The organism is Paenibacillus sp. FSL R5-0527 (assembly GCF_038008055.1).
Classification (GTDB): Bacteria; Bacillota; Bacilli; order Paenibacillales; family Paenibacillaceae; genus Fontibacillus; species Fontibacillus macerans.
This window is the reverse complement of the sequence record NZ_JBBOYI010000001.1, coordinates 4,740,142-4,766,521: the sequence shown is the minus strand read 5'-3', so window position 1 is coordinate 4,766,521 and position 26,380 is coordinate 4,740,142. Positions and strand designations below refer to the sequence as shown.

Below are 26,380 nucleotides of genomic sequence, written 5' to 3'. Positions count from 1 at the left end.
GGAATGAGCGTCAATATGCGGATGTTTTTGTTGTGCTGCGCTGCAGCGGTCCTATGTCTTACTGCAACCGGATGCTGGAATCGTACAGAACTGAATGAGCTAGGCATCACCGTAGCCACGGGGTTTGACCGGTCCGGAAACGATTGGGAAATATCCTATCAGATTGTCGTTCCCTCCGCCACGGGGGCAAGCCAGGGAGGGGGCACCGGCGGCGGCGGCTCCCAGCCCAGCGTGTCCGTGTTTACGACGAAAGGCAAGACGATTCGGGAAGCGGCCGCTTTAGGGTATGTGGAGAACCCGCGCCGGCTTTACTTCGGTCATACAGAAATTACGGTCATTGGCAAAGAGGCGGCGGAAACGGGGATAAACCAAATTTTAGATTTATACTTCCGCAATGTCGAAGCGCGTGAAACTGTGCTGGTTGCCGTAACGGATCGCAAGGCTTCGGATATTTTGAGAAATATGGTGCCTCCGGAGAAAATTCCGGGCAGCGCCCTGGCGGATATTATGCGCAAGCAGCAAAACAATTCTTCCTATTTTCCAGTCATTAACTTGTTTCAACTGGCGCAAAAAATTTCGTCCGACTCGCGGGCGGCCGGCGTTCCGGTTGTAAGCGTTCCGGAAGGCAGCGAAAAGCCTTTGGAATCCCTGGATATCAACAAAACCACCTCTCCTCCCGTTAAAATGAAAATCGTGCGGCTGGGAGTATTCAAAGGCGATCGGCTGGCGGGATGGCTGAACCGGGCGCAGAGTTACGGCATTGCCTGGCTTACCGATCAGGTAAAGGGCAGTACTCTGTCATTTGCTTGCCCGGGGACCGAAACTAATGGCAAAAATGAGGGCTCCCTGCTCATTAATCGAGCGAAAACGAATGTCATACCCGTCAAGGCGGGAGATCATTATAAAATGAAGGTTAACATTCAAGCCAGCGGAAACTTGCTGGAATACATGTGCGGCGGCGACCCGTTTAATCCTGAGACGATACAAGCGATCGAGCGGGAAGTTGGCGCCACGATTATCGACACGGTAAATACGGGTTGGGAAGCCGCGCAAAAAATGCGCGTCGATTTGCCGGGATTTGCCGGAAAAATCCACCGGAAGGATCCTGAAACCTGGAAACGGATAAAGGGCCATTGGGACGAGGAGCTCGCCAAGATCGAACTGGAAGTACATGTGACGGTAAAAGTCGAGCGTCCCGGCTTATTGAAGAAATCGTTTAAACAGCTGTCCAACAAAAATGGTCCTCATGGCGGATGAAGCAGGAGGAAGGCAGAATCATGAAGCAGGAGAAGTACGGAATCGCCGAATTGATTAGCGGATTTGTTTTGTTTGAAGTCGGGAGCACCACGCTGTTCCAAATCGGCGGTAAAGCCGGGCAGGATGTGTGGGCCGCCATGGCCATGGCGGCCGGTGCCGGCTTCTTCCTTTTATTGATGTACTGGGCTATTTACCGCCGTGATCCGGACCTCGATCTATTCGAGTTGTGCCGAAAATATTGGGGGAAAACGGCGGGTTCGCTGCTTTCCGCCTTGTTCGTCGTTTATTTTGCTTATGAAGCCTCGCGTAATTTACGCGATTTGGGCGAATTGGCCTCTTTCGTGCTTCTGAACCGAACCCCGCTGGTGGTCATTATGCTCATCGGGATCGCCATCGTAGCCAACAGCGTCAGGTACGGCCTTCGGGTCGTGTTTCTTTGTACTCTTGTGTTGTTTCCGTTCGTCGTTTTGAGTTATATGATCCTCATTTCGATGATCGGGGGCGTGGGGCTAATGCACTTTGAAAATATGCTCCCCATATTGGAAAACGGCTTAAAGCCCGTTTGGCGAGAAGTCCCGAACATCATTGCTTTCCCGTTTGCTCAAACGGTGCTGTTTCTGGTGTTTTTTCCGGGGCTGAAAACGGGGCGGAAAGCGCGCAAACCGATTTTGCTCGCCTATGCGGCCACTGCCGCTTTTCTCCTCCTCGTCAACCAAATGAACGTTCTCGTGCTTGGCCCCAAACTGGCGAATGCGGTAACTTTTCCCTTGCTGCAGGTCGTTCAACTGATCGAGTTGGTTGAAGTGTTCGAGAGAATGGATGTGCTGTTTGTCATTGTTTTGTTCATCGGGCTTGGGACAAAATTGCTGCTGTTTTATATCGGCGCTGTAAAGGGATGTTTCCGCATTACGGGGATTGCTTATAATAAGTGGATTTTTCCGGTGGGTATAGCCATTTTTGGCGCCTCGTTGTCCTCTCCGAATTTTTCGCATCATTTATGGGTCGGCATCGATGTCGTGCTGAAGTGGTATCCGCTGATTCAAATATTGGCCCGGCGCTGCTGTTCATGACGATGCTGATCAAGCGCAAAAAAAGTCCGCAGCGGTAAGAAAAACGTCCGGCGATATTCTAAAAAAATCCGCTATGGCCAGCGGCCAAAGCGGATCGTTATCGGCGATTTATTGTTTTGCGGAATCGGTGTCGGCAAACGGCGCCGGTTTGGCCACCCATTCGTCGGCTTCCGGTTCGATGTCCACACCGCTTTTCATTTTCTTTTGCTCGGCCATAGAGTCACCGGCGGGGTCGATTTTATTGCGAAGTTTGGCTTCGTCGCGGGAATGCTGCCCGTTGTGCTGTTCCATGCTGTTCCTCCTTGTTGTTTTACTCTGTTAATGGTAGTTTGCCTTATTTATCGTTTCCCGATCCGCGCAATTACAAACATTTTCGCTTTCCGTCTTGCTTTAACTTCATGTCCAATTGTAATAAAATACAATTAAGGACATCCTTGCTATTCATATCCGACAACCGAAAACGTAAGCCATGATTTACACTTTCGATTCGAGGAGGAATGATGATGCGTTTGACAAGGAAAGCCGCAATACCTGCTTTAAAGCTGCAAAAGTTATGCGTAATGGTGCTTTGCATGACCATGTTCGCTTCGGCGGGATGGTTCGGCCTGGAGCAACGGGCGAGCGCTGCCGGGGAATTAAAACCTTTTCCGCAGCAGGTCAGCTACCCGGGCATCGTTAAGCCGAATCACGTGACGCAAACGGAGATGAACCAAGCCGTGGCGGAGTATTACGACTACTGGAAAGCGAAATACCTCAAACACGACTTAAAATCATTGCCCGGCGGGTATTACGTGAAAGGAGACATCACGGGTGATCCGGACGGCTTTACCGCATTAGGTTCTTCCGAAGGTCAAGGGTACGGGATGATCATTACCGCGCTGATGGCCGGCTACGATCCCGAAGCCCGGACGATTTACGACGGTTTGTTTAAAACGGCAAGGGCTTACAAAAGCTCGGGCAATCCCAACCTGATGGGCTGGGTCGTGGCGGACGATCCGGCCGCGCAAGGGCATTTCGGTTCGGCCACCGACGGCGATCTCGACATCGCTTACTCGCTTATTCTCGCTCACAATCAATGGGGATCGGGCGGACCGGTCAACTATTTGCAGGAAGCGAAAAAAATGATCACGGACGGCATCAAAACCAGCTACGTGACCAAGACCTACCGCTTGAACCTGGGCGATTGGGATGCCAAAGACGCTCTCAACACGCGCCCTTCGGACTGGATGTTCAGCCATCTTCGGGCTTTTTACGAAGTGACGGAGGATGAAACCTGGATTCACGTCATCGATAGTTTATACAATGTGTACCGGCAATTCAGCGAAGCTTATTCGCCAAACACCGGGCTGATCTCGGATTTTGTGGTGGGGAATCCGCCCAAGCCGGCGCCGGAATGGTATTTGGACGAGTTCAAGGAAACCAACCTGTATTACTATAATGCAAGCCGGGTTCCGCTGCGCGTCGTGATGGATTACGCCTTGTACGGGGACACGCGGGGCAAAGCGATCGCGGACAAGCTGGCGGCCTGGATTCAAAGCAAGACCGGGGGATCGCCCGCAGGGATCAAAAACGGGTACAAGCTGGACGGCTCGGCGGTCGGGGACTACGCCACGGCGGTGTTTGCCGCTCCGCTCATCTCGGCGGGAACGGCCTCCAGCGCCAATCAGGCATGGGTTAACGCCGGGTGGGATTGGATGATCGATCAGAAAGAGGACTATTTCAGCGACACCTACAATTTGCTGAACATGCTGTTCCTTTCCGGCAACTGGTGGAAACCGGAGGCCCAGACCGTGCCGCCTGCGGCGCCCAATCTGGCCTTAAACAAGCCGGCGGTGTCCAGCTCCGTGGAGGGCGTGGGATTCGAGCCGGCCCAAGCGGTCGACGGCAATCAAATGACGAGATGGGCCAGCCGCGAAGGCAGCGACCCGGAATGGATCTACGTGGACCTGGGATCGGTCCGGCAAATTACCGGGGTCAAGCTGCGCTGGGAAGATGCCTATGCGACACAGTATAAAATCCAGGTATCCACCGACAACGGCGATCCCGAGCACTGGACGGACGTCTACACGGCGACAAGCGGAGACGGGGGCGTGGACGAAATCCCGCTGGACTCCAAGCCGGCCAGATACGTAAGAATGTACGGGATCGAGCGGGGAACCCCATACGGCTATTCGCTATACGAGTTTGAGGTTGCCGGGCAGTAGCGCGGCAAGGATAATCGCTGGTGACTGGTGACTGGTGACTGGTGACTGGTGACTGGTGACTGGTGACTGGTGACTGGTGACTGGTGACTGGTGACTGGTGACTGGTGACTGGTGACGGCTGGCCGCTGAGCGCTGACCGCTGACAGCCAGCGACCAGCCGTCAGCCTCTGGCCGTTGGCCACTGACGGCTGGTCGCTGGCCCCTGGCCACTCACGCTGGCCGGCTGTTCCGTTGTCCGGGAGTCCGCGGAAATAACGGCATAAAATGTCCTTATATTCTGCAAAAAAGGGAGAATAGCATAAATAGAGGATTTTTTTGTCGCTATTCTAGACAGATGGGGGTAAAAGGCGCTGTTTTCCAAGCTTGATCTTCAAATAAGGACCAAAAGTTCCGCTATTTTCCGCAGGAGAGGTGAATCTCGAAAATAGCGACATAAATTGCCCTTATTTCCGGTAACATAGGCTGCTCAGCATAGGCTGCTCAGCATAGGCTGCTCAACATAAGCTGCGCAACGTAAGCTGCGCAACGTAAGCTACCCAAGTTCCTACTTCACCTCTCTACGCCAAAAGCATGGATTTGCACATGAAAAACCCGCCGGAGTGAATTCTACGGCGGGTTTTTTCATATCATCAGAATTTCCCGGATTTCCTGCTCGGTGAGCGCCGAGAACGATTCCTCGCCAGGCTTCAGCACTTCCTCCACGAGGTTCTTTTTCTTCTGCTGAAGCTCGTACATTTTGTCTTCGACCGTCCCTTGCGCTACCAGGCGGATCACCTGCACGATGTTTTTTTGCCCGATCCGGTGGGCGCGGTCGGCGGCCTGCTCCTCCACCGCGGGGTTCCACCACAAATCGTACAAAATGACGGTGTCCGCGCCGGTCAGATTCAGGCCGGTACCGCCCGCTTTCAGCGAAATCAGGAACAGATCGCGCTCGCCTTCATTAAACCGGGTGCAGAGCTCGACCCGTTCGGAAGCGGGGGTTTTCCCGTCCAGATAGAAAAACGGCAGTCCCCGGTATCCCAATTCGCGGCCGATGAGCCCCAGCATTTCCGTAAACTGCGAGAAGATCAGCACGCGTTTTCCGGCGCCTTGGCATTCCTCCACCATTTCCATCAACTGCTCGAATTTGGCCGAGCCGCCTTCGTAACCGTCGACGAACAGGGCGGGATGGCAGCATAGCTGGCGCAGCCGCGTGAGTCCGGCCAAAATGCGGATGCGGTTTTTCTGGAAGGCATCCTCGTTTAAATGCTTTAACGTTTCCTGCTGCAGCTTGGCCAAATAGGCCACGTACAGCTTCTTCTGTTCAGGCAGCAGTTCGGTCGCCTGCAATGACTCGATTTTTTCCGGCAGCTCCTTTAGCACGTCGGTTTTTACGCGGCGCAGCAGAAACGGGCGAATCCGCTTTGCGATCGTATCCCGGGACAGCTCGTTAAACGCTTGGCGGCTCGGGAAAAGCTCCGGGAACACGGCGCTGAAAATCGACCATAACTCCTCCAGCGAATTTTCGATCGGCGTCCCCGTCAAGGCAAACCGGTGCCGCGCCTGAAGGCTTTTGACCGCTTGCGCGGTTTGGCTGGCATAGTTTTTAAAGCTTTGCGCTTCGTCCAAAATAAGCGTATGGAACGACAGTTCGGCAAATTGCTCGATGTCCCGGCGCAGCAGGGGATAGGAGGTGATGATCACATCGGCTTCGGCCGCTTCCCTGAGCGCCCTCACCCGTTCGGCTTTGCTGCCGTCGGCGATCACCGCCTTGATTTCGGGAGTAAACTTCTCCAGTTCGTTTTTCCAGTTGTATATCAAGGAAGCGGGCGAGACGATCAAAGCCGACTGCCCGGACGCGGCGATCTCCGGGAGCACCGATACGATGAAAGCGATTGATTGCACCGTTTTGCCGAGGCCCATATCGTCGGCCAAGATCCCGCCGAAACGGTAATGGGCCAGTGTCTTTAACCACTGGTAACCGTAAGCCTGGTAATCCCGCAAAACGCCGGAGAGCTGCGCCGGAACCGGGAAGTCCAGATGATCCGGATTCCGCAGGTTATGGAGCAGCTTCCGCAGCGATTTGCCAAGCTTGATCGGGCTTCCCGGCTCCGTCTGCTCCTGGAGGTGAATCCCGCGGCTGACCGGCAAACGGAATTCGCTGCCTTTAATTTCATTCCGGCGAATGCCGAACTCGTTCATAAATTTGACGATTTCCTGGAATTCGGCGCTTTCCAGCGGCATCAACGCTCCGTTCGGAAGGCGGTAGTAGCGTCTTTTTTCTTCGATAGCCAGCAGCAAGCCGCGAATTTCCGATTCATTGATCCCGTCCATGTCAAAGCGGAACTCCAGCCAGTCCGTACGCTCGTCCAGCTCCACGGAAATTTTGGGCGGCCGCAGGTCGGACAGGAGCCTAACCTTCACGGCCGAGGTGGCATAAATTTCAAGCAGCTTCTCAAGCTCGGGCACGACATGGTACAGAAACTCATATTCCGCTTCTTCGTTGTCCAGAAAATAGCCGCTTTCCGTTTTCGCGAACGAGCTTGCTTCCATCAGCTCGAGAATTTGCCGTTCCTTTTCGCTGTCCCGCAGCAAAATCAGGTCGGTTCCCCGCTTGGGGCCATGTTCTTCCAGGGGGTTAAAAATAATGTCCCCGTATTGGAACTCCAGTCCGGCGAGCAGGCGATCCTTCACCCGGTCCAGATACAGCTTGGCTTTAAGCTGCGTGCGGACCATCCGTCCGGCAACGTTGTCCTCGATTTCGATTTTGCCGAGCTTGGCCAGTCCGGGCAATACTTTTTCCGCAAATGGCTCGATCTGCTCCGGCTGAACGATGATCCGCTGCTTGCGGGCCGTCGCCAGCAGATGTTTGATTTCCGCCAGACGCCGGCACTCCGCCGCCGGCTTTTTTATGATTTTGCCTGCGGTCAGAATGACCCCGTAATCTTCCAAAACAATGCAATCGTCAAGACCGCGGACGGCAAAATGAAAGTGGTTGTCCCCGGCTTCGCCCAGCTCAAATTGCAGCGGCAGCGGTTCATCGGAAACCGCCAGGCGGGGCCAGGTTTGTCCATCTTGCTCCAGCTCGGCAGCCGGGGCTTCCGTCAGCAGAGGCAGCACGCGGTCCCAAAAAAACGGCGGGATCGGCAGCAGCCGGTCCCCGTTCCCGTATTTCTTGGCAGGCATATAACCGCCCAAGGTTTCCGTGTACATCCGCTCGTTGCGGTTAATTTCAATGAGCTGCTGCAGCAGCTGCTCGTCGGCCGGCAGAAAACTGTGGCGGTCCGGATCGTAGCAGAAATGCTTGGAAAAGACGAACGGTTCGCGCCGGCCTGCTTTATCGAGAAAGTCCCGGATGTTTTTGACGATATAAGGCCGTTTCTCCCCGACTTTCATCTCCAGCCCAAACATATACTTCCGGTACCCGTAAGGTACGGGACGCAGCGTAAAAACGGCCTGCAGCGGCGTTCTTGCATCGAAGCGGGTTCCAGCGCGCAGCGGCTGCTTCGTGTTGTCCTCGAACAAATGCATCATGTCGCGGGCGATCCAGATGTCCCGGGAAGAAATTTCAACCGGACGCGCTTGGGAAGAGTCATTTCCTGTGCCGCCCAAAACATCGCCCGCCCCGCGCTCCCCATATCGCTCGTCCTCCTCAAGTCCCGTATGCAGCAGGGAAGGATAAGACCGCACCGGGGGCTTGCCGTTTTGCTGCAGATCGTGCACGCCCAGCAGCACCGCCGCGATATGCTTGCAGTAATTGGTATAGGTATAAAAAGCCGGACAATTGCACTCCGCGTGGACGTCCCCGTGTTGATCGATCTGCACCGATACGTGATACAGGCCCGTTCCCGACACATCCGCTGCGTAGACGCGGGAGGCATGGTCGATTTGCTGAAAGGTTACTTTTCCGGCCCGGTAATAGGCCTCTCCGCGCTCGTAAGAAATACGTCCGCACAACAATTTAATCACACGCTGCGTTAGTTGAAAGCTCATGGTTTATTTCCTTTCTCCGTTCGACAATGATCTCCCATTATGATAACAGAAAAGGGACCATCGGAAAAACGCTCGGCATTTCCGCCCGCAAACGGTATCAGTCAACTGTCAGCATATTGTCAGCCGGGTTGCCATGTTGCCCGCCCGCAAATTAAGATAAGATGATGATGTTGCATGGAATGGAGGGAGCAGGGCTGGATACTTTCGCCTGTATTTATATTCTTCGGGGGGAGCCGTTCCGCCCCGGATCGTGCGTAAATTTATGCCAGAACGTTATGGAGATCGGCCGCGCCTCCTCCGGGAGCGCCCCGGATCTGGCGTTCACGAATATTTTCATTTCCCGCAAGCATTTGACCCTGCGCAAAGAGGGGGACCGGGTCGTGGCGTACGACCGCGGCAGCCGTCACGGAACGGAGCTGAACGGGGTGCGGATGATTCCGAATGCTCCCTATATGCTGGAAACGAACGATATCCTCAAGCTGGCAAGAGGAACAGGCGTGCTGCATTTTTCGTATTCGCCGGGGGAGCAGACACTGGAATTCGAACCGCCGGATGATCTGCTGCACGGGCAAGAGACGGAGGGCGAGGATGTCGTGATTTATTGGGAAAAACGGGAATGCATCGTGGGCGGCGCAAAAATTTCGATGTCGGAACGGGAGTTTTTGCTGCTTCAATTGCTCCATGAGCATCCCAATCGTCTGGTGGCGATCCCGGCGATCAAACAGCGGGTTTGGTATGACCGGCAAAGCGGCCCGGACGGCCTGCCGGACGTCACGATGGACGAATTAAGCACGCTGATCTACCGCATCCGCAAAAAGTTCGGCAGGGATACGTTCCAGATCAGTGCGGTCCGGGGCAACGGCTATATTTTGGAGAAGGAGTCATGACATGTTGTGGAAGATCATCAGGCGAAAAAGGACGTGGCTCCTGCTTGCTTTTCTCGTTTTCGTTTACATAAACAATTCATCGCACTTCACGGCTTCGCGGGGCGACGAGCCTAAACTGCTGGCCCACCGGGGACTGGCGCAAACTTTTCCGCTGGAGGGCGTTGAGAACGATACCTGCACTGCGGAGCGGATTTACGAGCCGGAGCATCCCTTTTTGGAAAATACGATCGCTTCCATGGAAGCGGCGTTTGCGGCGGGGGCGGATATGGTGGAGCTTGACGTCAAGCCGACTAAGGACGGGCAGTTTGCCGTGTTTCACGATTGGACTTTGGATTGCCGGACCAATGCGCCAAGGGCGACGAAGGATTATACGCTGGCCGAGCTGAAAATGCTGGATATCGGCTACGGGTATACGGCGGACCAAGGGGCGACGTACCCGTTCCGCGGCAAAGGCATCGGGCTGATGCCGTCGCTGCCGGAGGTGCTGGAGCATTTTCCCGGCAAAGCGTTCCTCATTCACGTCAAAAGCAATGATCCGGAGGAAGGAACGCAGCTGGCGGATTTCTTATCGACAAGGCCCCCGGAGGAGCGGAGCTTGCTGACCGTTTATGGCGGCGACGAGCCGATCCGCACGCTGCAGGAGCAGCTGCCGGACCTGCGGGCCATGTCCAAGGCGACGCTGAAGCGATGTTTACTGTCGTACGAGGCTTCCGGTTGGACGGGATACATCCCGGACGCTTGCCGGAATACGGAGCTGCATATCCCCGAGAATATCGCCCCGTGGATTTGGGGGTGGCCGGATAAGTTCCTGAACCGGATGGACTCGGTCGATACGAGGGTCGTTGTGGTCGGCGGAGACGGCAGCGATTTTTCCAGCGGCTTCGACACGGCCGAGGACCTAAAGCGGCTGCCGGCCGGTTACTCCGGCTGGATCTGGACGAACCGGATCGATAAAATCAGCGCGGAGCTGAATAAGGATTAAGGATTGAAGTTGAGAACGGTTATCAATATACTTAATACGAGTATATCGATAAAGCGAGATGTCCTAACATGAAGCAGACGAAAAACGATTTGAAAATAAGCAAGCTGGGTGATTTATCATTCCGGCTTCGTTCCGTTGAGTACATAAAAGACGAACTCGGGGGGGCCTTGCGGCAGCAGTTGGCGATGTCGTTTGTCTTGATCGTGGCGGTACGGGGCAGCGTGCGGCTGATCATCGATCAGGAGCCGGCGGAGTTGGACCGGGGCAGCGTTTTCCTCGCGGTTCCGGGGCAGACGTTTGGCGCCGCCGAGCGGAGCGGGGAGGCCGAGTTGTATGCCTTTTGCTTCGATGTGTTTGCCTGCCCGCAAAAGGGTCACAGCGAGGGGCGAAGCATCCTCCGGATAGACCGCTCTTCCGAAGCGCTGCCGCGTTCGGGAAAAATGTTCGTTTATCCAAACGATCAGCTGGCGGCGATGAGCGCCGATCTCTATCGGACATGGCATGGCGAGGACGAGATGGGGCATTTCCGCTGTCAGATCGATCTGCAGGAAATGCTTTTTCACATTTACCGGAACCTCCGGTCAAAGCCGGAAAACGCTGGCGCGGCCGTGGAGCACGCTAAACGATACATCGAGGAGCATTACGCCGAGCCGGTCACGATCGAGCGGCTCGCCCGGATCGCGGAGCTAAGCCCGAAATATTTCGTGGAGTTATACAAGAAAAAATACGGCAAAAGCGTGATCGAATACGTTACGGAACTGCGCATGCGGCAGGCGAAGCGGCTGATGGCGCAGTCCCCGGCCAAGCTGCGCGACATCGCGCACATGATCGGCTATGCGGATGAGTTTTATTTCAGCCGCAAGTTCAAACAGGAGATCGGCGTATCGCCGAGCGCCTATATGCAAAGCAGCCGCCGGAAGCTGGCGGCCTACAGCCCGCCGGTGCTCGGCTATCTGGTGCCGCTGGGGATTTTGCCGCACGCGGCGCCGCTCCATCCCAAGTGGACGGAATACTACTACCGCGAGTTCAGCGGGGAAATTCCGGTGCAGTTCAGCGCTTACCGGTACAACGAGGACTGGCGGGCCAATTTGGAGCAGCTTCGGCAAATTTCCGCCGATCTGATCCTCGCCGCCAATACGATTTCGCCGGGAGAACAAGCCGAGCTGGAGCGGATTGCTCCCGTGAAGCTGCTTGCCGTTTCCCGTCTCGACTGGCGGGAGCAGTTTGCGTCGCTGGCAGCGGAATTGGGCGAAACGTGGCAGGCCGGAAAATGGCTGGAAGATTATTCTTTTCAGTTGAAGCGGACGAAAGAACTGCTGCCGCTTGCGCTCCGCCAGGGCACGGTGGCCGTGATCCGCATGGTGGACGAAAGCCTGTTTCTCCACTGCAATCGCGGCATGGCCGGGCTATTGTACGGCGATTTGGAATTGCTTCCCGCTTATGCCGGGGAAACGGAACTTTACAACCGGCCGGTAAGCCTGGAGGAGCTGAGACGAATCAACCCCGGTCATATTTTGATGATAGTGCGTCAGGACAGCGAGACGATCGATGCGTGGGGAAGATTGCAAAAGCGCCGGGAATGGCTGGCGCTCCCCGCCGTTGAACGGCAAAAAGTGCGCATGCTGACATCGGACCCGTGGCTCGAATATTCCCCGCACGCGCATCTCCGCATGCTGGAGCAGCTTGCCCGGTTGTTTCCGGGAGAATGTCCATAATTGTTCCGAAGATAATCCATGGTAAAGCGGAAGTCCTCTTTTTATAATCGACAATGATAATCATTATCATAAATAAGCGATGATGATTTTGTCCGCATATGGAAAGGGGTCTACGGAGAGATGAAGAAATTGACTTGGGCAGGTTTGCTTATCCTGCTGTTTACATTGGCGCTGACGGCGTGCGGGTCGGGGATAAGCGATGAAGCGGGGGCGGGGCAAAACGCTGCGGGGAACGCGAATGCCGCTTCGGCGAATCCGGCCGCGGATGGAAATGCCGCCGGGAATGGGCAGGCAGCCGGAACGGGAACGCGCACGCTTGAATATTTGGGCCAGACCTATCAGGTTCCGGCCAAGGTGGAGCGGATCGTCATTACCGGATCGATGGAGTCGATGGAGGATGCCCTGGTGCTGGACGTGCATCCGGTAGGCGCGATTTCGTTCGGCGGAGCTTTTCCGGAGCGTTTTGCCAAGGTGACGGATCAGGCGGAATCGATCGGGGAGAAAATCCAGCCTAATTTCGAAACGATTCTGAAGCTTAAACCGGACGTTATTCTCGGCTCGACGAAATTTCCTGCAGAGGTAGCGGAGAAGCTCGGCAAAATCGCGCCGACCGTCCTCGTCTCGCATTTGGCCGTCGACTGGGAAGCGAATTTGAACCTGCTGGCGGAACTGACGGGGAAGCAGGCCGAAGCCGAAAAGGCGATTTCGGAGTATCAAAGCGATCTGGAGAAAGCCAAAGCGGAACTGACCGGCAAACTCCAGGATCAAAACGTGCTGGCGGTACGGATCCGTACCGGGAAGCTGTTTATTTATCCGAAAACGGTATTTTTGAATCCGATTTTGTATGAGGATCTTGGTTTGAAGGCGCCGGCGGAGGTTGCCGCGGCCAAAGCGCAGGAAGAAGTGACGGTCGAGCAGTTTGCCGCGATGAATCCGGACTATTTGTTTATTCAGTTTGCGAGCGATGAGAATCAGGAAACGAAAACGGCGCTGGACGAATTTTTGAATGACCCGATCGTCAAAAACGTAAATGCGGTGAAAAACGGCAAGGTGTTCGTGAACGTGCTCGATCCGCTGGCGGAAGGAGGTCCTGCGTGGAGCCGGATCGAATTCCTAAAGGCGGCGCAGGAACGGCTTGGCGAGTAATCGGATGAGCGGGGATATTCGAACCGGGACACCGGCGGGAATACGCAAGCTGAGAAATGCCGGCCTCCTGGCCCTGGGTATTCTGCTCATCGCCGTCACGCTCGCGGGATCGGTGCTGCACGGAACGAAGCCGATCACCTGCGATAAGGTATGGGACGCGGTCGTTCATTTTGATGCTGGCAACATCGATCATCAGATCGTCCGCGCGTCCCGGATTCCCCGCGCGCTCGGCGCGCTGCTGATCGGCGCGCTGCTCGCCGTTTCCGGCGCCTTGATGCAGGGAATTACCAGAAATCCGCTGGCCTCGCCTTCCATAATGGGGATTTCGGACGGTTCGGCGTTTGCGGTCACCTTATGCATGGCGTTTATGCCGGGAACGACGAACATGGGGATGATCGGGTATTCCCTGGCCGGCTCGACGCTTGGCGCCTGTCTCGTGTTCGGCTTGTCCAGGGTGCTGCCCGGCGGTTCCTCCCCCGTCATGCTGGCGGTGCTGGGCACGCTTTTGGGCACTTTTCTCGGCGGGGTGTCCCAGGCGCTGGCCAGTTATTTTCAGGTATCGCAAAATATCAGCTTCTGGTACAACGCCCGGCTGCACGATATCGCACCGGAAATGCTGTGGCTGGCCGTTCCTTTCGGGATCTTCGGACTGCTGCTCGCCCTGCTCTTGGCCCGTCCGGTCACGGCGCTTGCGCTGGGGGATGAGCTGGCGTCGGAATTGGGGCTGAACGTCAAGCTGATCAAAGCGGCGGCAATGCTCGGCGTCGTAGTCATGACCGGCGCCGCCGTGGCGATCGCGGGGAAAATCGCCTTTGTCGGTTTGATCATGCCGCATATTACGCGGCTTTTGGTAGGGCCGGATTACCGGAGGGTGATTCCGTTTGCGGCGCTGCTCGGCGCTTTGTTTTTAGCTTGGTGCGATTTGCTCAGCCGCTTTCTGAATCCGCCGTTCGAAGTGCCGGTCGGCGTCGTTACCGCGCTGTTTGGCGTGCCTTATTTCCTCTACTTGATCAAGACGAGAGGAGGGGAAAAAAGTGAGTAGTAGGCCTTATTCTTCGGCGCGGTTTTGGCTGGTTTTTTCCGTCTGCTGCGGCCTTGCGTTATGCGGGATGTACCTCGGCCTCACAAACGGGTCGTTTGACCTGTCGGTTCGCGATGTCTTCGGGACGCTGCTCCGCATCGATCCGCAGCGGGACCACGACCTGGTCATCTTCGAATTCCGGCTGCCGCGGATCGTGATCGGCGCTTTGGTCGGCTGCGGGCTTGGCGTAGCCGGCGCCGCGCTGCAGGGGATCACGCGAAATCCGCTCGCCGATCCCGGTATCCTGGGCATTCATGCCGCGGCGGGGACGGCGGTGGTTTTGTTTATGTTTTTTGTGCAGGGGGCGGTGAATGGCGGCGGTTTTGGCTCGGTGTTATCGATGCCGCTGTTTGGCTGGATCGGCGGTCTCGCCGCGGCGGCGCTGCTCTATTTCTTTTCCGGCCGGAATGGAGTCATCGACCCGCAGCGTTTGATCCTCGTCGGCATCGCGCTTGGCTCGGGCTTTGGCGCCATTACATTATACGTATCCCTGAAGATGAATCCCCAGGATTTCGAAATGGCCACGGTCTGGCTGACGGGCAGCATATACGGCGCCAGCTGGGAGCAGGTGCTGACGACGCTGCCGTGGCTGCTGGTGCTCATCCCGGTCATTTGGCGCAAAGCGGGCGTGCTCGACGTGATGCAGCTGCATGAGACGAGCGTTGTCGGCTTGGGCGTCCGGGCGGGAGCAGAGCGGCAGTGGCTGCTCGTTTGCAGCATCGGGCTTGTCAGCGCCTGCGTAGCGGTGTCGGGCAGCATCGGCTTTGTCGGGCTGATCGCCCCGCATATCGCCCGGCGGTTGGTCGGCATCCACTACCGCTATGTGATTCCCGCCTGCGGCGCGATCGGGATGGCGATGGTCATCATCGGCGACTTGATCGGCAGGACGGTGTTTGCGCCGGTGGAGTTGCCCGTGGGCATCGTCATCTCGATCATCGGGGTACCTTATTTCGTTTACCAATTATATCGGGCAAGAAGAAGTTAGGAGGGCGCCATCATGAATCAGACGCTGGAGAAACAGCCGTTTTGTATCCCCGGGGCTAAGCAATGGAAAATGAAGAGCCGCGGCGGGCGCGATTACCGCATCATGCTGTGGAAGCCGGACGGGCCGGCCCCGGAGGGCGGCTTCCCGGTGATTTATTTGCTCGACGCCAACGCCTGTTTTGGGGCGATGGCGGAGGCGGTGCGCATGCATGCGCGCGGGCCCCATCGGCTGGAAGCTTCCGCCGTCGTTGGCATCGGGTATGAGACGGATCAGCCGTTTGACACGGAGGCCCGTTTCTACGATTTTACAATCCATGCGGATCATGAGGAGCTGCCGCAGCGCCCGATTGATGTACCGTGGCCGCAAACCGGGGGAGCGGAGCAGTTCCTGGCGTTTATCGAAGAGGAGTTAAAACCGCTTATCGAGCGGGAGGTGCCGATTGACCGCACCCGTCAAACGCTGTTCGGCCACTCGCTGGGCGGCTGGCTGGTCTTGTACACACTGTTTACGCGGTCCCGTGCTTTTCAATATTATGCCGCCGGAAGCCCGTCGATCTGGTGGAAAAATCGCTGTATCGTGCCGGTCGCGGAACACTTGATTCGGCAATGGAGGGAAGCGGCGGGGCCGGGGCCGGCCTCAGATGATGGTTTCGCCGGGGACTTCCCGGTAACCGGGGACTCCCCGGCAGGGGAGGCGAAGCCGCCCAGCGGGCTTTATCTTGGCGTCGGCAGCCTGGAAAAGCCGCATATGATCGAAGACGCCAAAGCACTGTACGAACGGTTGAATGCCGCCGGCATCCCCGGATTCCGCGTATCCTACACATGTTTCGCGGAGGAAACCCATCTATCGGTACTGTTTCCGTTTATCGTCCGGGTGATCCGCGATACGCTGAAGCCGTGCGTTGGGGAAACGTTAAGCTTGCCGCCGCAGTTACCGTGATCCGCCCGAGCCCGCCAGCCTAACCGGAACTCTAACGGTTGCAGCAGCGGCTATTTGCCGAAAAAAGACCTTTTCGAAATTCTAACGGTTGCCAGCGCCGTTATTTGCCTGAATCCAAGCAAAAATTACCGGTTTTCGGCGAAATAAGCTCTATGGCAACCGTTACAGTTTGAAATCAACGGTATTAGAACAAATAGCGCTTGTGGCAACCTTTAGAATATTGGTGTAGCTAGAAAATGTATCTTGTTAGATTTAATGCAACGCTAGTGCCAGGGCAACCGTTAGAACGGTTCTAGGGTTCAGATTTGATGCAGCGCTAGTGACTTTTGTCCAGTACTTTGGAAATCCGCGATTCATACATCCCCCGTGCAGCACTTCATCACGCTTGATATACAACACCTTTTACTATTCCCTGTACTTATTCCGTTACGTCCTGTACTATCCACTGTACTGCCCTCCGCCTTTCTTCGGCATAGCCGCCTTTCTTCGGCATAGCCGCCTTTCTTCGGCATAACCGCCTTTCTTCGGCATAACCGCCTGTCTCCAGGCTTCTCGCCAACCGCTTTTTAGACTAAATTCTGCACCGCCGTAAGCGCCTTGTCCATCTTTTTTATACTTTTTTAAGTATTCGTTTAGAGGCGTTTTAGACCTGACGGTTATGCTTAATGACAGGAAGTTCAGTCAGGCATGCCGCGCTTCCGAACATCCGATAGAAGAATGCGCGCTTATAAGGTCTGGTGCTTTGGTGGAAGTTACTATATAATTTTTAGCGGGCTAAAATTTATATACAAGCGAGGGATGACATGGCTGCCATTGAAGTGCGCGACTTGCGCAAGACGTTTAAAGTGCAGAAAAACCGCGAAGGCCTCAAAGGGGCCTTTCTTGATTTGTTCAAGAGGGAGTACAACGAAGTGGCCGCCGTTAAAGATATTTCTTTTCAGATTCCGGAAGGGGAGATCTGCGGATATATCGGGGAAAACGGGGCCGGGAAGTCGACGACGATCAAAATGCTGACCGGCATTTTGGTGCCGACTTCGGGACATTTGAAGGTAGGGGGCTTTGTGCCTTATGAGGAGCGCGAGAAATTCGTGCAGCATATCGGCGTCGTGTTCGGGCAGCGCAGCCAGCTGTGGTGGGACATCGGCGTAATCGAATCGTTTGAGCTGCTGCGCAAGGTGTACCGCGTGCCGCAGGCCGATTACAAGAAGCGGCTGGACGAGCTGGTGGAACGGCTGCAGCTGCAGGAGCTGCTGAACCGCCCGGTGCGCAAGCTGAGCCTGGGGCAGCGGATGCGCTGCGAGCTCGTGGCCGCGCTGCTGCACAACCCGTCGATCGTGTTCCTCGACGAACCGACGATCGGCTTGGACATCGTCGTCAAATCGGAAATCCGCGATTTCCTGAAAGACATGAACCGTGAACATGGAACGACGATTCTGCTGACCACGCATGATTTGCAGGACATCGAGGCGCTGTGCTCCCGGGTCATCATGCTCGACGACGGCCGGATCATTTACGACGGCGGCCTGGAGGAGCTCAAAAACCGCTGGGGGACAGGCAGGGAGGTGCTGTTCCAATTCGGGATGGCGACCAAGCTGGATCAGCTCCGGTCCTGGACCGGTTCGCTGCCGGTCGTTTGGACGGCGGAAAACGATTTGAACGCCAAGGTTTGGATTCCCCTCGACATCGGCGTGTCCGAGGTGCTGGGGCAAGTCGTCGGCAAAGCGGACATCACCGATATCAAAATCATCGAGACGAACACCGACGAAATCGTGCGCAGCATCTACCAGGCCGGTTCGGCGGAGAAAAAACCGGACGAGCCGGCCGAAAGCGAAGGTGCGGTGGTCCATGTCTAACACCTTAGGAGCTTACATCGATTTTATCCGCATCCGTTTTCTGACCATGCTGGCCTATCGGGTTAATTATTATTCGGGCATTTTGATTTATACGCTGAACATCGGGGTTTATTATTTTACGTGGAAAGCGATCTATGGCGGAGGTGGGGAACTCGGCGGCTTTACCGCCTCGCAAATGACCACGTATCTGGCCGTATCGTGGATGGCCCGCGCGTTTTATTTCAACAATCTCGACCGGGAAATCTCCACGGATATCCGCGACGGCAGCATCGCCATCCAGTTTATCCGCCCTTATAACTATTTGATGGTCAAAATGATGCAGGGCCTCGGTGAAGGGATGTTTCGCTTCATGATGCTCATGATCCCCGGCATGGCCATCGCCATGCTGCTGTATCCGGTGAAGCTGCCGACGGCGCCTTCCGCTTGGGCAGGTTTCCTCGTGATGCTGTTTTTCAGCTTTTTGATCAATTCGCAGCTCAACGTGATCACCGGGCTAATGGCTTTTTTCGTGGAAAACAACGAAGGCTTCATGCGCATGAAACGGGTCGTCGTCGACCTGTTTTCGGGGCTCATCATTCCGATCAGCCTGTTTCCATCCTGGCTTTCGGGGATCATGAATTACCTGCCGTTTCAGGCGATCACCTATTTGCCGGGCTCCGTGTTTACGGGCCGGATTCAAGGCGCCTCGATCTGGAGCGTGCTGGGCATCCAGGTTGTCTGGTTCGTGATTTTGCTGATTCCGATGGTTTGGTTGTACCGCGCGTCGCGGCGACGCCTGTTCGTTCAAGGAGGTTGAGAACAATATGTACTATTTGGGCCTCATTGGCGAATATTTGAAAAACTATATGAAAACCCGGCTGACCTACCGCGCCGATTTTTGGGTGGAGGTCATTTCCGATTTGCTGTTTCAGGCGACGAACCTGATCTTCATTTTCGTCATCTTCATGCACACCGACAGCCTCGGCGGCTGGAGCGAAAGCGAAGTGGTGTTTGTTTACGGCTTTTTTATGGTGCCGTTTGGGGTGTTCAGCTGCTTCGTCAATATGTGGAACTTTAGCGAACGTTATATCGTCAAAGGCGAAATGGACCGGATCATGACCCGGCCGGCCTACAACCTGTTCCAGATCTTTCTGGAAAACGTCGATCCGCCGGCGCTCGTAGGCTCGATCATCGGCTTGATCATCATGGGCGTCAGCGGGGGGCAATTGGGCCTCGATTTTGAGTGGTGGACAATCCCGGCCCTGATTTTGTTCACATTAAGCGCGGTTGCCATTTACACCGGGATTTACACGACGCTGACCTCGCTGTCGTTTTATTCCGACGCGCCGACCGGCATTTTGCCGCTGATGTACAACGTGCAGGGCTACGGCCGTTATCCGGTGACGATTTACAACCGGGCGATTCAAGTGCTGCTGACCTGGATTTTGCCGTTCGCTTTCGTCGGCGTTTATCCGGCTTCGCTATTTTTGCACCGGGAGGAGATGCAGATGATGGCTTGGCTCACTCCGGTCGTTGGCGCGGTTTTCCTGGCGATAGGCATCACCGCTTGGAACTATGGCGTGAAGCGGTACCGGGGAGCGGGGTCTTAACTGTTCAAAAAGTCATCTTTTGAAGATATAAAATGCAAAACCATCCGTGCACCGCTTCTTTAAATAACAAGAAAAACTTCATCTTAAGGCGGTCTGTCTTCTGAGAATGTACATCGATAAAGTTTTTCTTATCACGAAGCAGGTCATGAAGTGGTCTCGACGTCGAATCTTGAATTCAGCCGGGCCCAGCATATACTTCCGAAGCATGTTTCCTACGGAAACATTTCAGGTGCTCACGTACCCAAAACGTACGCTCCGCCCCTTTCGTCCCTAGCTTCATCCGACCTAAAGCGATTTGAAAAAACGCACATCGTAAGCATAAGCTTCGGTGCTGAAAAGCCGGCTTTTTGAACACGCATTATAAGGGAATATGTCTTTCGGAAATTCCGGATTATTGGTTGCTCACAACCAGTAATCCGGTTTTTTGTCAAAAGAAAACCATACGCTATGCGTATGGTTCGGGAGAGCTTTCAGCGATGTATCAAAAAAATTCCTCCTAATGTTACACAATAGGAGGAATACAGATGTCATCTGATGTGAACAGTTTAGCACATACAAAATGGAATTGTAAGTATCATATCGTGTTTGCCCCAAAGTATAGACGGCAAGTCATATACGGAAATTGAAACAAGATATTGGGAAAATATTGAGACAATTATGTGAGAGAAAAAATGTGGAAATTATTGAAGCTGAAGCGTGCAAAGATCATATTCATATGTTGGTGAGTATCCCACCGAAGCTGAGTGTGTCAGCGTTTATAGGATATTTAAAAGGAAAGAGTAGCTTGATGATCTTTGACCGACATGCCAATCTAAAGTATCGGTATGGAAGTCGGAAGTTCTGGTTTAAAGGGTTTTACGTGGATACGGTCGGAAGGAACAAGAAAGTGATACAAGAGTATATCCGAAATCAATTGCAGGAAGATATCGTCGCGGAACAAATAACAATGGAGGAATACATCGATCCATTTACAGGAGAAGAAACAAAGGAACATCGAAAGAAGAAGAAATAGAGAACCCCTTTAGGGGTAGCCGAAAAAGTAGTGCGGTTGGCGAACCCTTCAATGCCCTTTTAGGGCTGGCCAGTACCAAAGGCTTTCAGCCGCAGAGCAAACCACCCGTTATACGGGTGGTTCTGATTTAACATCTCAGAAAGTATAAAATTCCGAGGGAGGAGAAGAGGAATCAGGGGGCTAAGGGACACCGGGGCCATTATTTTCGAAAAAACGGGAGTTTGCAAAATGTAACGGACACGGATGACCTTATTTTCCTCAAATCGGCCTGGATGTACGGGTTTAGAGCGAAATAGGGGCGTGTGTGTCCGTTAGGCTGGGAAATACCCGGGAAATGGGCGGATAAGGTCTCTGGTGTCCGTTAGAGCAGCGTCCAAAGTTTAAGGAGAGCCTCCAAATCGCTCCAATGTAGAAGTTTAGTCAGAACCATTAAAGGACGCCGTCAGGCGTTTTTCTTATAAAAATGTAAATAATCATAGTTGTAATGACTTTGTAACCGCCAGTGTAACTATTCTGTAAGGACAAGTCTCTATCTTTTATATTATTCTAATAATGGAAAATAGAGAGAGGAAATGAGAATATGAACCTGACAATCCATAAGTTGCCCCTTGGAAGAGATAGTTATATTGACTTTGATAAGTCTATTTTCATGAAAAATGATCTGCCATGTGCATTATCACATAGCGAGATTCTGTTGCTAACACGATTAACAGAGAACTTGGGTCATATCGTTCGGTATAATGAGCTTTTGTCTGTACTTTTTACTGAAATAAGCGTAAGTGATTTGCAGGTGTACATAAGCCGACTGAGGAAAAAGATTGAAGAGAATCCAAGAAAACCGAAGTATTTAATTTCAATCAAAGGCATCGGATATATGCTGATGGCAAATAGGAAGTAGGCACTTTTGTCGAATAACTTGAATGATTGAAAGAAATTCGACATGAAATGGCTGTTATAATGAACGTGAAATAAATAACAGGAGATGTAGAAATTGGGGTGATCTATGAAAAACGCATTAGCAGTAACTTTTGGTAGAAACTTTTTTGTTAATGTGGTGTAGGTGTCTTTTGTTTACTAGGAAAGAATTGCAAGCTGTTCGCAACATCATGAATAGACCGAGGCGTCGAAACTCAAATATAAGGAGATGCAGCAAATTGAAGGTTATTAAAAATATGTTCAAAATTCTATCTGCAACTTGCTTAGTAGGTCTCTGTATTACATCGATGGTTTCGGCTGAATCTCAAAATGACCAAGTCCCTGCTAGAATGAATGCTGGAACCGTGATTGAATATGATGCGAATAATCAAATGGTGATCGTTGAAGAGGGAACACCTGTAGTTGAATCTAATTCCAGTCTGAAGCCATTGCAATCTAACCTTACGCCGGACGAACAAAAGGCGCTTGAAGAAGAAAATGAATTTGTAAACAAGATTAAAGCGGAAGCGGCAAACTATCCGGTATATAAAATCGAAAATCCAGCACCGCAACCCGGATTGCGAGTTGAGTATGACGGCGAAGGCTATATTAAACAATTTCTTATCCAAGACAATGGTGGCTTTATTCCTTTTGCCTACAAGGCTTTGCCAAGAGGAACCAGAAAACCGGCTGGAACCTATACCTATGGTAATCATAATAATACGATAACAATTTCAAATAGCAGTGTGCTGGGAGTAGGACGAATTACTAATTTTACGGATAAGACTGGAGAAAACGATAACACTCTAGGACGAGGCGATGCAGCTACTCGTGGTGACATTGATAATCCAGAATATGATACTGAGCTGAGAGTTAGAAATTTGGATAATGACGAAACGGGAAATGTAAACAAAAGGGATAATGGTGCTCTCCCCGATGCGGTTCTAGATCTTTGGAAAACGACCGTAGAGGATTTTGGGGTAGACTGGTCAAAATCCGTATCTTTTAGTGGGCGGTATTATTATAGTTTTTAATACAATTAAGTAGGTTTCACCCGGGGACAATGTTTTGTTCCCGGGTTTCATAACAAAGGTGGGGAATATGGGAAGAATAAGTGTTGGTATGAAATTAGTCGTATTGTTTCTTTTAACCGCTTCATTGGTCAGTTGCAGTCCTACGTACAGCAAAATATCCGATAAGTCTCCAGATAAAAACATTGATTTAAGCGACTATCTAAGCATCACCTATACGAAGTATACGAATGGGACGGATACAAACGATGGAATGACGATGGAGGTATACAGTTATGAGATTGGCAGCAAAAAGCTGACTAAAGTGACGGAATTGCCCTATACATCACAATATCCCCTTTCGTCGGCTTCTTTACCTGAGCAGAAAATTTACTATTCTGCGGAGGGAGAGCGGGATGAAGACGAACTTTTTGCGTATGATCTAAAAACACAATCTTCAGAGCAACTAAGTTCCAATCTATTTGCGATCAATCGAATTATTCCTTTTACTGCCGATAACAAGCTGATCATGGTAGCGGTAAAGCGAGGAGAAATTAACTTGAAAGTCGGCTTTTTCGATAAGAAAGGTGGAGATATCCGCTTTGTGGATGATCAAGATCTGGATACCCATACATGGGACATCGCTTATAATCCGGAAACCGACAAAACGTACGCAGCCCAATATTCTGACGCTCAGAAGCGTATTCAAATGAAGAAAGCGAATATGGCGAATACGGATATGATTCCGTCTAATCACTGGATCATAGAGATTGACAATGCAACGCTAGCGACTCGCAAAATCATTGAGTTGAAGGCGGAAAAAATTCTAAGTATAACCGTAAGCGGCGATCAAATCCTGATAGCAACGGCAAAAGTCATTAATAGTGGCCCGGTTGAGTATAGCATGGTCAACATTCAGTCAGGCGAAAGAACGAAGTTAGATTTGCCCATTACAGCAAGAAAAGGAATATATCTATCAAGAGATGGGAAAGGCATTTATTATTTGGGTGAGGACAAAAACGCCAAGACCGATCAAAGAGGGATATTTTATCTTGACTTGAAGACCAAGAAATCAGAGCCGATATTTCTACAAGAAGACGGATTTATCAACAATTTCAGTTTCATTCGACCCGGTTCTAAATAGCAGCAAATGAAGGGGGAAATCGAGCGGGATCCGTCCAAACCTCAATAATTGAGAAGTTTGGGGCGTTGGATTCCGCTTTAATTTATTGGAAGTCATGTTCGTACAGGGCTGGTCTTATAACAAAGGTGGGGAATATGAGAAAACCAAACGGTGATATGAAATTAGTTGTATTGTTTCTTTTAACCGCTTTATTGGTCAGTTGCAGTCCTACGAACACCAAAATATCCGATAAGTCCCTGAATAAGAACACTAATTTAAGCGACTATCTGAGCATCACCTATACGAAGTATACGAACGGGATGGATACGAACGATGGCATGACGATGGAGGTATACAGTTATGAGATTGGCAGCAAAAAGCTGACTAAAGTGACGGAATTGCCCTATACCTCACAGTACCCCCTCACGGTGGCTTCTTTACCGGAGCAGAAAATTTACTATTCTGCGGAGGGAGAGCGGGATGAAGACGAACTTTTTGCGTATGATCTAAAAACACAATCTTCAGAGCAACTAAGTTCCAATCTATTTGCGATCAATCGAATTATTCCTTTTACTGCCGATAATAAGCTGATCATGGTAGCGGTAAAGCGAGGAGAAATTAACTTGAAAGTCGGCTTTTTTGATAAGGAGGCCGGTGATATCCGCTTTGTGGATGATCAAGATTTGGATACCCATACGCAGGACATTGCTTATAGTCCAGAGACAAACAAAATATATGCAGCCCAATATTCTGACACTCAGCAGAGTATCCAGATGAGGAAAGCGAATAAAGCGAACAAAGATATGATTCCGCCTAATCACTGGATCGTAGAGATCGACAACGCTACGCTAACGACTCGCAAAATCATCGAACTGAAAGAGGAGCAAATTCTAAGCCTATCCATAAGTGGTGATCAAATCCTGATAGCAACAACAAAAGTGATTAATGGCAGTTCGGTGGAGTATAGCATGGTTAACATTGCTTCGGGTGAAAGAACGAAGATAGATCTACCCATTACAGCTAGAAGAGGAATATATTTTTCAAAAGATGGGAAAGGCATATATTACTTAGGCGTGGACAAAACCTCCAAAACCGATCAAAGAGGGGTATATTATCTCGACTTAAACACCAAGAAATCAGAGCCGATATTTCTTCAAGAAGACGGATTTATCAACAATTTTAGTTTCATTCGACCCGGTTCTAAATAGCAGCAATGAAGGGGGAAAGTCGAGCGGGATCCGTCCAAACCTCAATAATCGAGAAGTTTGGGACGTCGGATTCCGCTTTAATTTATTGGAAGTCATGTTCGTGTATGGCTGGTCTTATCAACAAAGGTGGGGAATATGGGAAGAATAAACGTTGGTATGAAATTAGTTTTGTTTCTTTTAACCGCTTCATTGGTCAGTTGCAGTCCTATGTATAGTAAAATATCCGATAAGTCCCTGAATAATGATTTAAGCGACTATCTGAGCATCACTTATACCAAGTATACGAACGGGACGGATACAAACGATGGCATGACGATGGAGGTGTACAGCTATGAGCTTAACAGCAAAAAGCTGACTAAAGTGACGGAATTACCCTATACATCACAATATCCCCTTACGTCGGCTTCTTTACCGGAGCAGAAAATTTACTATTCTGGGGAGGGGGAGCAGGATGAAGACGAACTTTTTGTATATGATCTAACAACAAAGTCATCAAAGCAGATAAGCACCAACCTATTTGCGATTAATCGAATTATTCCTTTTACTGCTGATAACAAGCTGATCATGGTAGCGGTAAAGCGAGGAGAAATTAACTTGAAAGTCGGCTTTTTTGATAAGAAAGCTGGCGATATCCGCTTTGTGGATGATCAAGATTTGGATACCCATACGCAGGACATTGCTTATAGTCTGGAGACAAACAAAATATATGCAGCCCAATATTCTGACACTCAGCAGAGTATCCAGATGAGGAAAGCAAATAAAGCGAACACAGATATGATTCCGCCTAATCACTGGATCGTAGAGATTGACAATACGACGCTAACGACTCGCAAAATCATAGAACTGAAAGAGGAGAAAATTCTAAGTTTAACTGTAAGCGGCGATCAAATTCTAATGGCAACTACTAAAGTAATTAATAGCGGTAAGGTTGAGCATAGTATGGTCAATATTCATTCAGGCGAAAGAACGAGGATAGATTTGCCCACTGTAGTAGGTAAAGCCTATATGTCCAAAGATAGGAAAGGGATTTATTACTTGGGTGAAGACGCAAATGCCAAAGCAGATCAAAGAGGGGTATATTATCTCGACTTAAACACCAAGAAATCAGAGCCGATATTCCTGCAAGAAGACGGGTTTATCAATAATTTCAGTTACATTCGACCCGGTTCTAAATAGCAGCAAATGAAGGGGGAAAGTCGAGCGGGATCCGTACAAGCCTCTATAATCGAGAAGTTTGGGGCGTTGGATCCCGCTTTAATTTATTGGAAGTCATGTTCGTGCAGGGCTGGTCTTATAACAAGGGTGGGGAATATGGGAAGAATAAACGGGTGTACAGTTATAAATGCCGGTTTCCTGGGATCAGGAGCCGGTATTTTTTTGTAATGGAACCGGAGGAAAGGCGTATTAACTGTTGAATTACTTGGCCAGGTAA

20 protein-coding genes and 2 pseudogenes are annotated in these 26,380 nt (G+C 51.9%); 20 read left to right on the top strand and 2 right to left on the bottom strand.

The window, feature by feature from the left end; translation table 11 throughout:
- Positions 1-3: 3 nt before the first annotated feature.
- Both NYE69_RS20970 and NYE69_RS20965 read left to right on the top strand, forming a co-directional pair.
- A complete protein-coding gene (locus NYE69_RS20970; RefSeq protein ID WP_340927749.1) occupies positions 4-1,257 on the top strand; it encodes a Ger(x)C family spore germination protein in 1,254 nt (417 codons plus the stop codon).
- A gap of 20 nt (positions 1,258-1,277) precedes the next feature.
- Positions 1,278-2,327, top strand: coding sequence for a GerAB/ArcD/ProY family transporter (locus tag NYE69_RS20965; RefSeq protein ID WP_340927747.1), 1,050 nt, complete (start codon positions 1,278-1,280; stop codon positions 2,325-2,327).
- A gap of 108 nt (positions 2,328-2,435) precedes the next feature.
- Here NYE69_RS20965 and NYE69_RS20960 read toward each other — a convergent pair whose 3' ends face one another.
- Positions 2,436-2,618: a hypothetical protein gene (locus tag NYE69_RS20960; RefSeq protein ID WP_155619448.1), complete on the bottom strand. Its 183-nt coding sequence runs from the start codon at positions 2,616-2,618 to the stop codon at positions 2,436-2,438.
- A 269-nt stretch (positions 2,619-2,887) separates the two neighbouring features.
- Here NYE69_RS20960 and NYE69_RS20955 point away from each other — a divergent pair.
- Together NYE69_RS20955 and NYE69_RS20950 are read left to right on the top strand one after the other, a co-directional pair.
- Positions 2,888-4,105, top strand: a pseudogene (locus NYE69_RS20955) (glycosyl hydrolase family 8); the annotation flags it as partial.
- Between the two features lie 12 nt (positions 4,106-4,117).
- A complete protein-coding gene (locus tag NYE69_RS20950; protein ID WP_340930474.1) occupies positions 4,118-4,531 on the top strand; it encodes a discoidin domain-containing protein in 414 nt (137 codons plus the stop codon).
- 621 nt (positions 4,532-5,152) lie between these two features.
- Here the strand turns inward: NYE69_RS20950 and NYE69_RS20945 are convergent.
- A complete protein-coding gene (locus tag NYE69_RS20945; protein ID WP_340927742.1) occupies positions 5,153-8,503 on the bottom strand; it encodes a DEAD/DEAH box helicase in 3,351 nt (1,116 codons plus the stop codon).
- A gap of 179 nt (positions 8,504-8,682) precedes the next feature.
- Here NYE69_RS20945 and NYE69_RS20940 point away from each other — a divergent pair, with 179 nt between their 5' ends.
- The 16 genes and pseudogenes from NYE69_RS20940 (at position 8,683) to NYE69_RS20870 (ending at position 26,124) form a co-directional block, all read left to right on the top strand.
- Entirely contained in the window at positions 8,683-9,390 is a 708-nt protein-coding gene (locus tag NYE69_RS20940; RefSeq protein ID WP_340927741.1) for an FHA domain-containing protein, read from the top strand.
- A gap of 1 nt (position 9,391) precedes the next feature.
- Positions 9,392-10,372 carry a glycerophosphodiester phosphodiesterase family protein gene (locus tag NYE69_RS20935; RefSeq protein WP_340927739.1) on the top strand — a complete coding sequence of 327 codons (981 nt, stop codon included), beginning with the start codon at positions 9,392-9,394 and terminating at the stop codon, positions 10,370-10,372.
- A 68-nt stretch (positions 10,373-10,440) separates the two neighbouring features.
- The gene (locus tag NYE69_RS20930; protein WP_340927737.1) at positions 10,441-12,087 is read left to right on the top strand and encodes an AraC family transcriptional regulator; all 1,647 of its coding nucleotides are present in this window, start codon (positions 10,441-10,443) and stop codon (positions 12,085-12,087) included.
- A gap of 120 nt (positions 12,088-12,207) precedes the next feature.
- Positions 12,208-13,233 (top strand): ABC transporter substrate-binding protein, encoded by a 1,026-nt coding sequence (locus tag NYE69_RS20925; protein WP_340927736.1) that lies wholly within the window; start codon positions 12,208-12,210, stop codon positions 13,231-13,233.
- Between the two features lie 4 nt (positions 13,234-13,237).
- On the top strand, positions 13,238-14,275 hold the full coding sequence (locus tag NYE69_RS20920) for a FecCD family ABC transporter permease (RefSeq protein ID WP_445744845.1): 1,038 nt from the start codon (positions 13,238-13,240) through the stop codon (positions 14,273-14,275).
- Positions 14,268-15,299, top strand: a complete 1,032-nt coding sequence (locus NYE69_RS20915) for a FecCD family ABC transporter permease (RefSeq protein ID WP_445744785.1) — start codon at positions 14,268-14,270, stop codon at positions 15,297-15,299. Before NYE69_RS20920 ends, NYE69_RS20915 begins: the two co-directional genes overlap by 8 nt.
- 12 nt (positions 15,300-15,311) lie before the next feature.
- Complete coding sequence (locus NYE69_RS20910) at positions 15,312-16,238, top strand: alpha/beta hydrolase (protein ID WP_340927733.1); 927 nt, start codon at positions 15,312-15,314, stop codon at positions 16,236-16,238.
- A gap of 803 nt (positions 16,239-17,041) precedes the next feature.
- Positions 17,042-18,091 (top strand): ABC transporter ATP-binding protein, encoded by a 1,050-nt coding sequence (locus tag NYE69_RS20905; protein ID WP_036622594.1) that lies wholly within the window; start codon positions 17,042-17,044, stop codon positions 18,089-18,091.
- On the top strand, positions 18,084-18,887 hold the full coding sequence (locus NYE69_RS20900; RefSeq protein ID WP_036622596.1) for an ABC transporter permease: 804 nt from the start codon (positions 18,084-18,086) through the stop codon (positions 18,885-18,887). The genes NYE69_RS20905 and NYE69_RS20900 overlap by 8 nt, the downstream gene beginning before the upstream one ends.
- A 7-nt stretch (positions 18,888-18,894) precedes the next feature.
- Positions 18,895-19,680, top strand: a complete 786-nt coding sequence (locus NYE69_RS20895; protein ID WP_036622598.1) for an ABC transporter permease — start codon at positions 18,895-18,897, stop codon at positions 19,678-19,680.
- 524 nt (positions 19,681-20,204) lie between these two features.
- Positions 20,205-20,692, top strand: a pseudogene (gene tnpA / locus NYE69_RS20890) (IS200/IS605 family transposase).
- 580 nt (positions 20,693-21,272) lie between these two features.
- Positions 21,273-21,590, top strand: a complete 318-nt coding sequence (locus NYE69_RS33790) for a winged helix-turn-helix domain-containing protein (protein ID WP_430113798.1) — start codon at positions 21,273-21,275, stop codon at positions 21,588-21,590.
- Positions 21,591-21,846: 256 nt separating this feature from the next.
- Positions 21,847-22,641 carry a hypothetical protein gene (locus NYE69_RS20885; RefSeq protein WP_340927730.1) on the top strand — a complete coding sequence of 265 codons (795 nt, stop codon included), beginning with the start codon at positions 21,847-21,849 and terminating at the stop codon, positions 22,639-22,641.
- A 67-nt stretch (positions 22,642-22,708) separates the two neighbouring features.
- Positions 22,709-23,761 carry a hypothetical protein gene (locus NYE69_RS20880; RefSeq protein ID WP_340927729.1) on the top strand — a complete coding sequence of 351 codons (1,053 nt, stop codon included), beginning with the start codon at positions 22,709-22,711 and terminating at the stop codon, positions 23,759-23,761.
- 134 nt (positions 23,762-23,895) lie between these two features.
- Positions 23,896-24,948: a hypothetical protein gene (locus tag NYE69_RS20875; protein WP_340927728.1), complete on the top strand. Its 1,053-nt coding sequence runs from the start codon at positions 23,896-23,898 to the stop codon at positions 24,946-24,948.
- A gap of 135 nt (positions 24,949-25,083) precedes the next feature.
- Entirely contained in the window at positions 25,084-26,124 is a 1,041-nt protein-coding gene (locus NYE69_RS20870) for a hypothetical protein (protein ID WP_340927727.1), read from the top strand.
- Positions 26,125-26,380 lie beyond the last annotated feature (256 nt).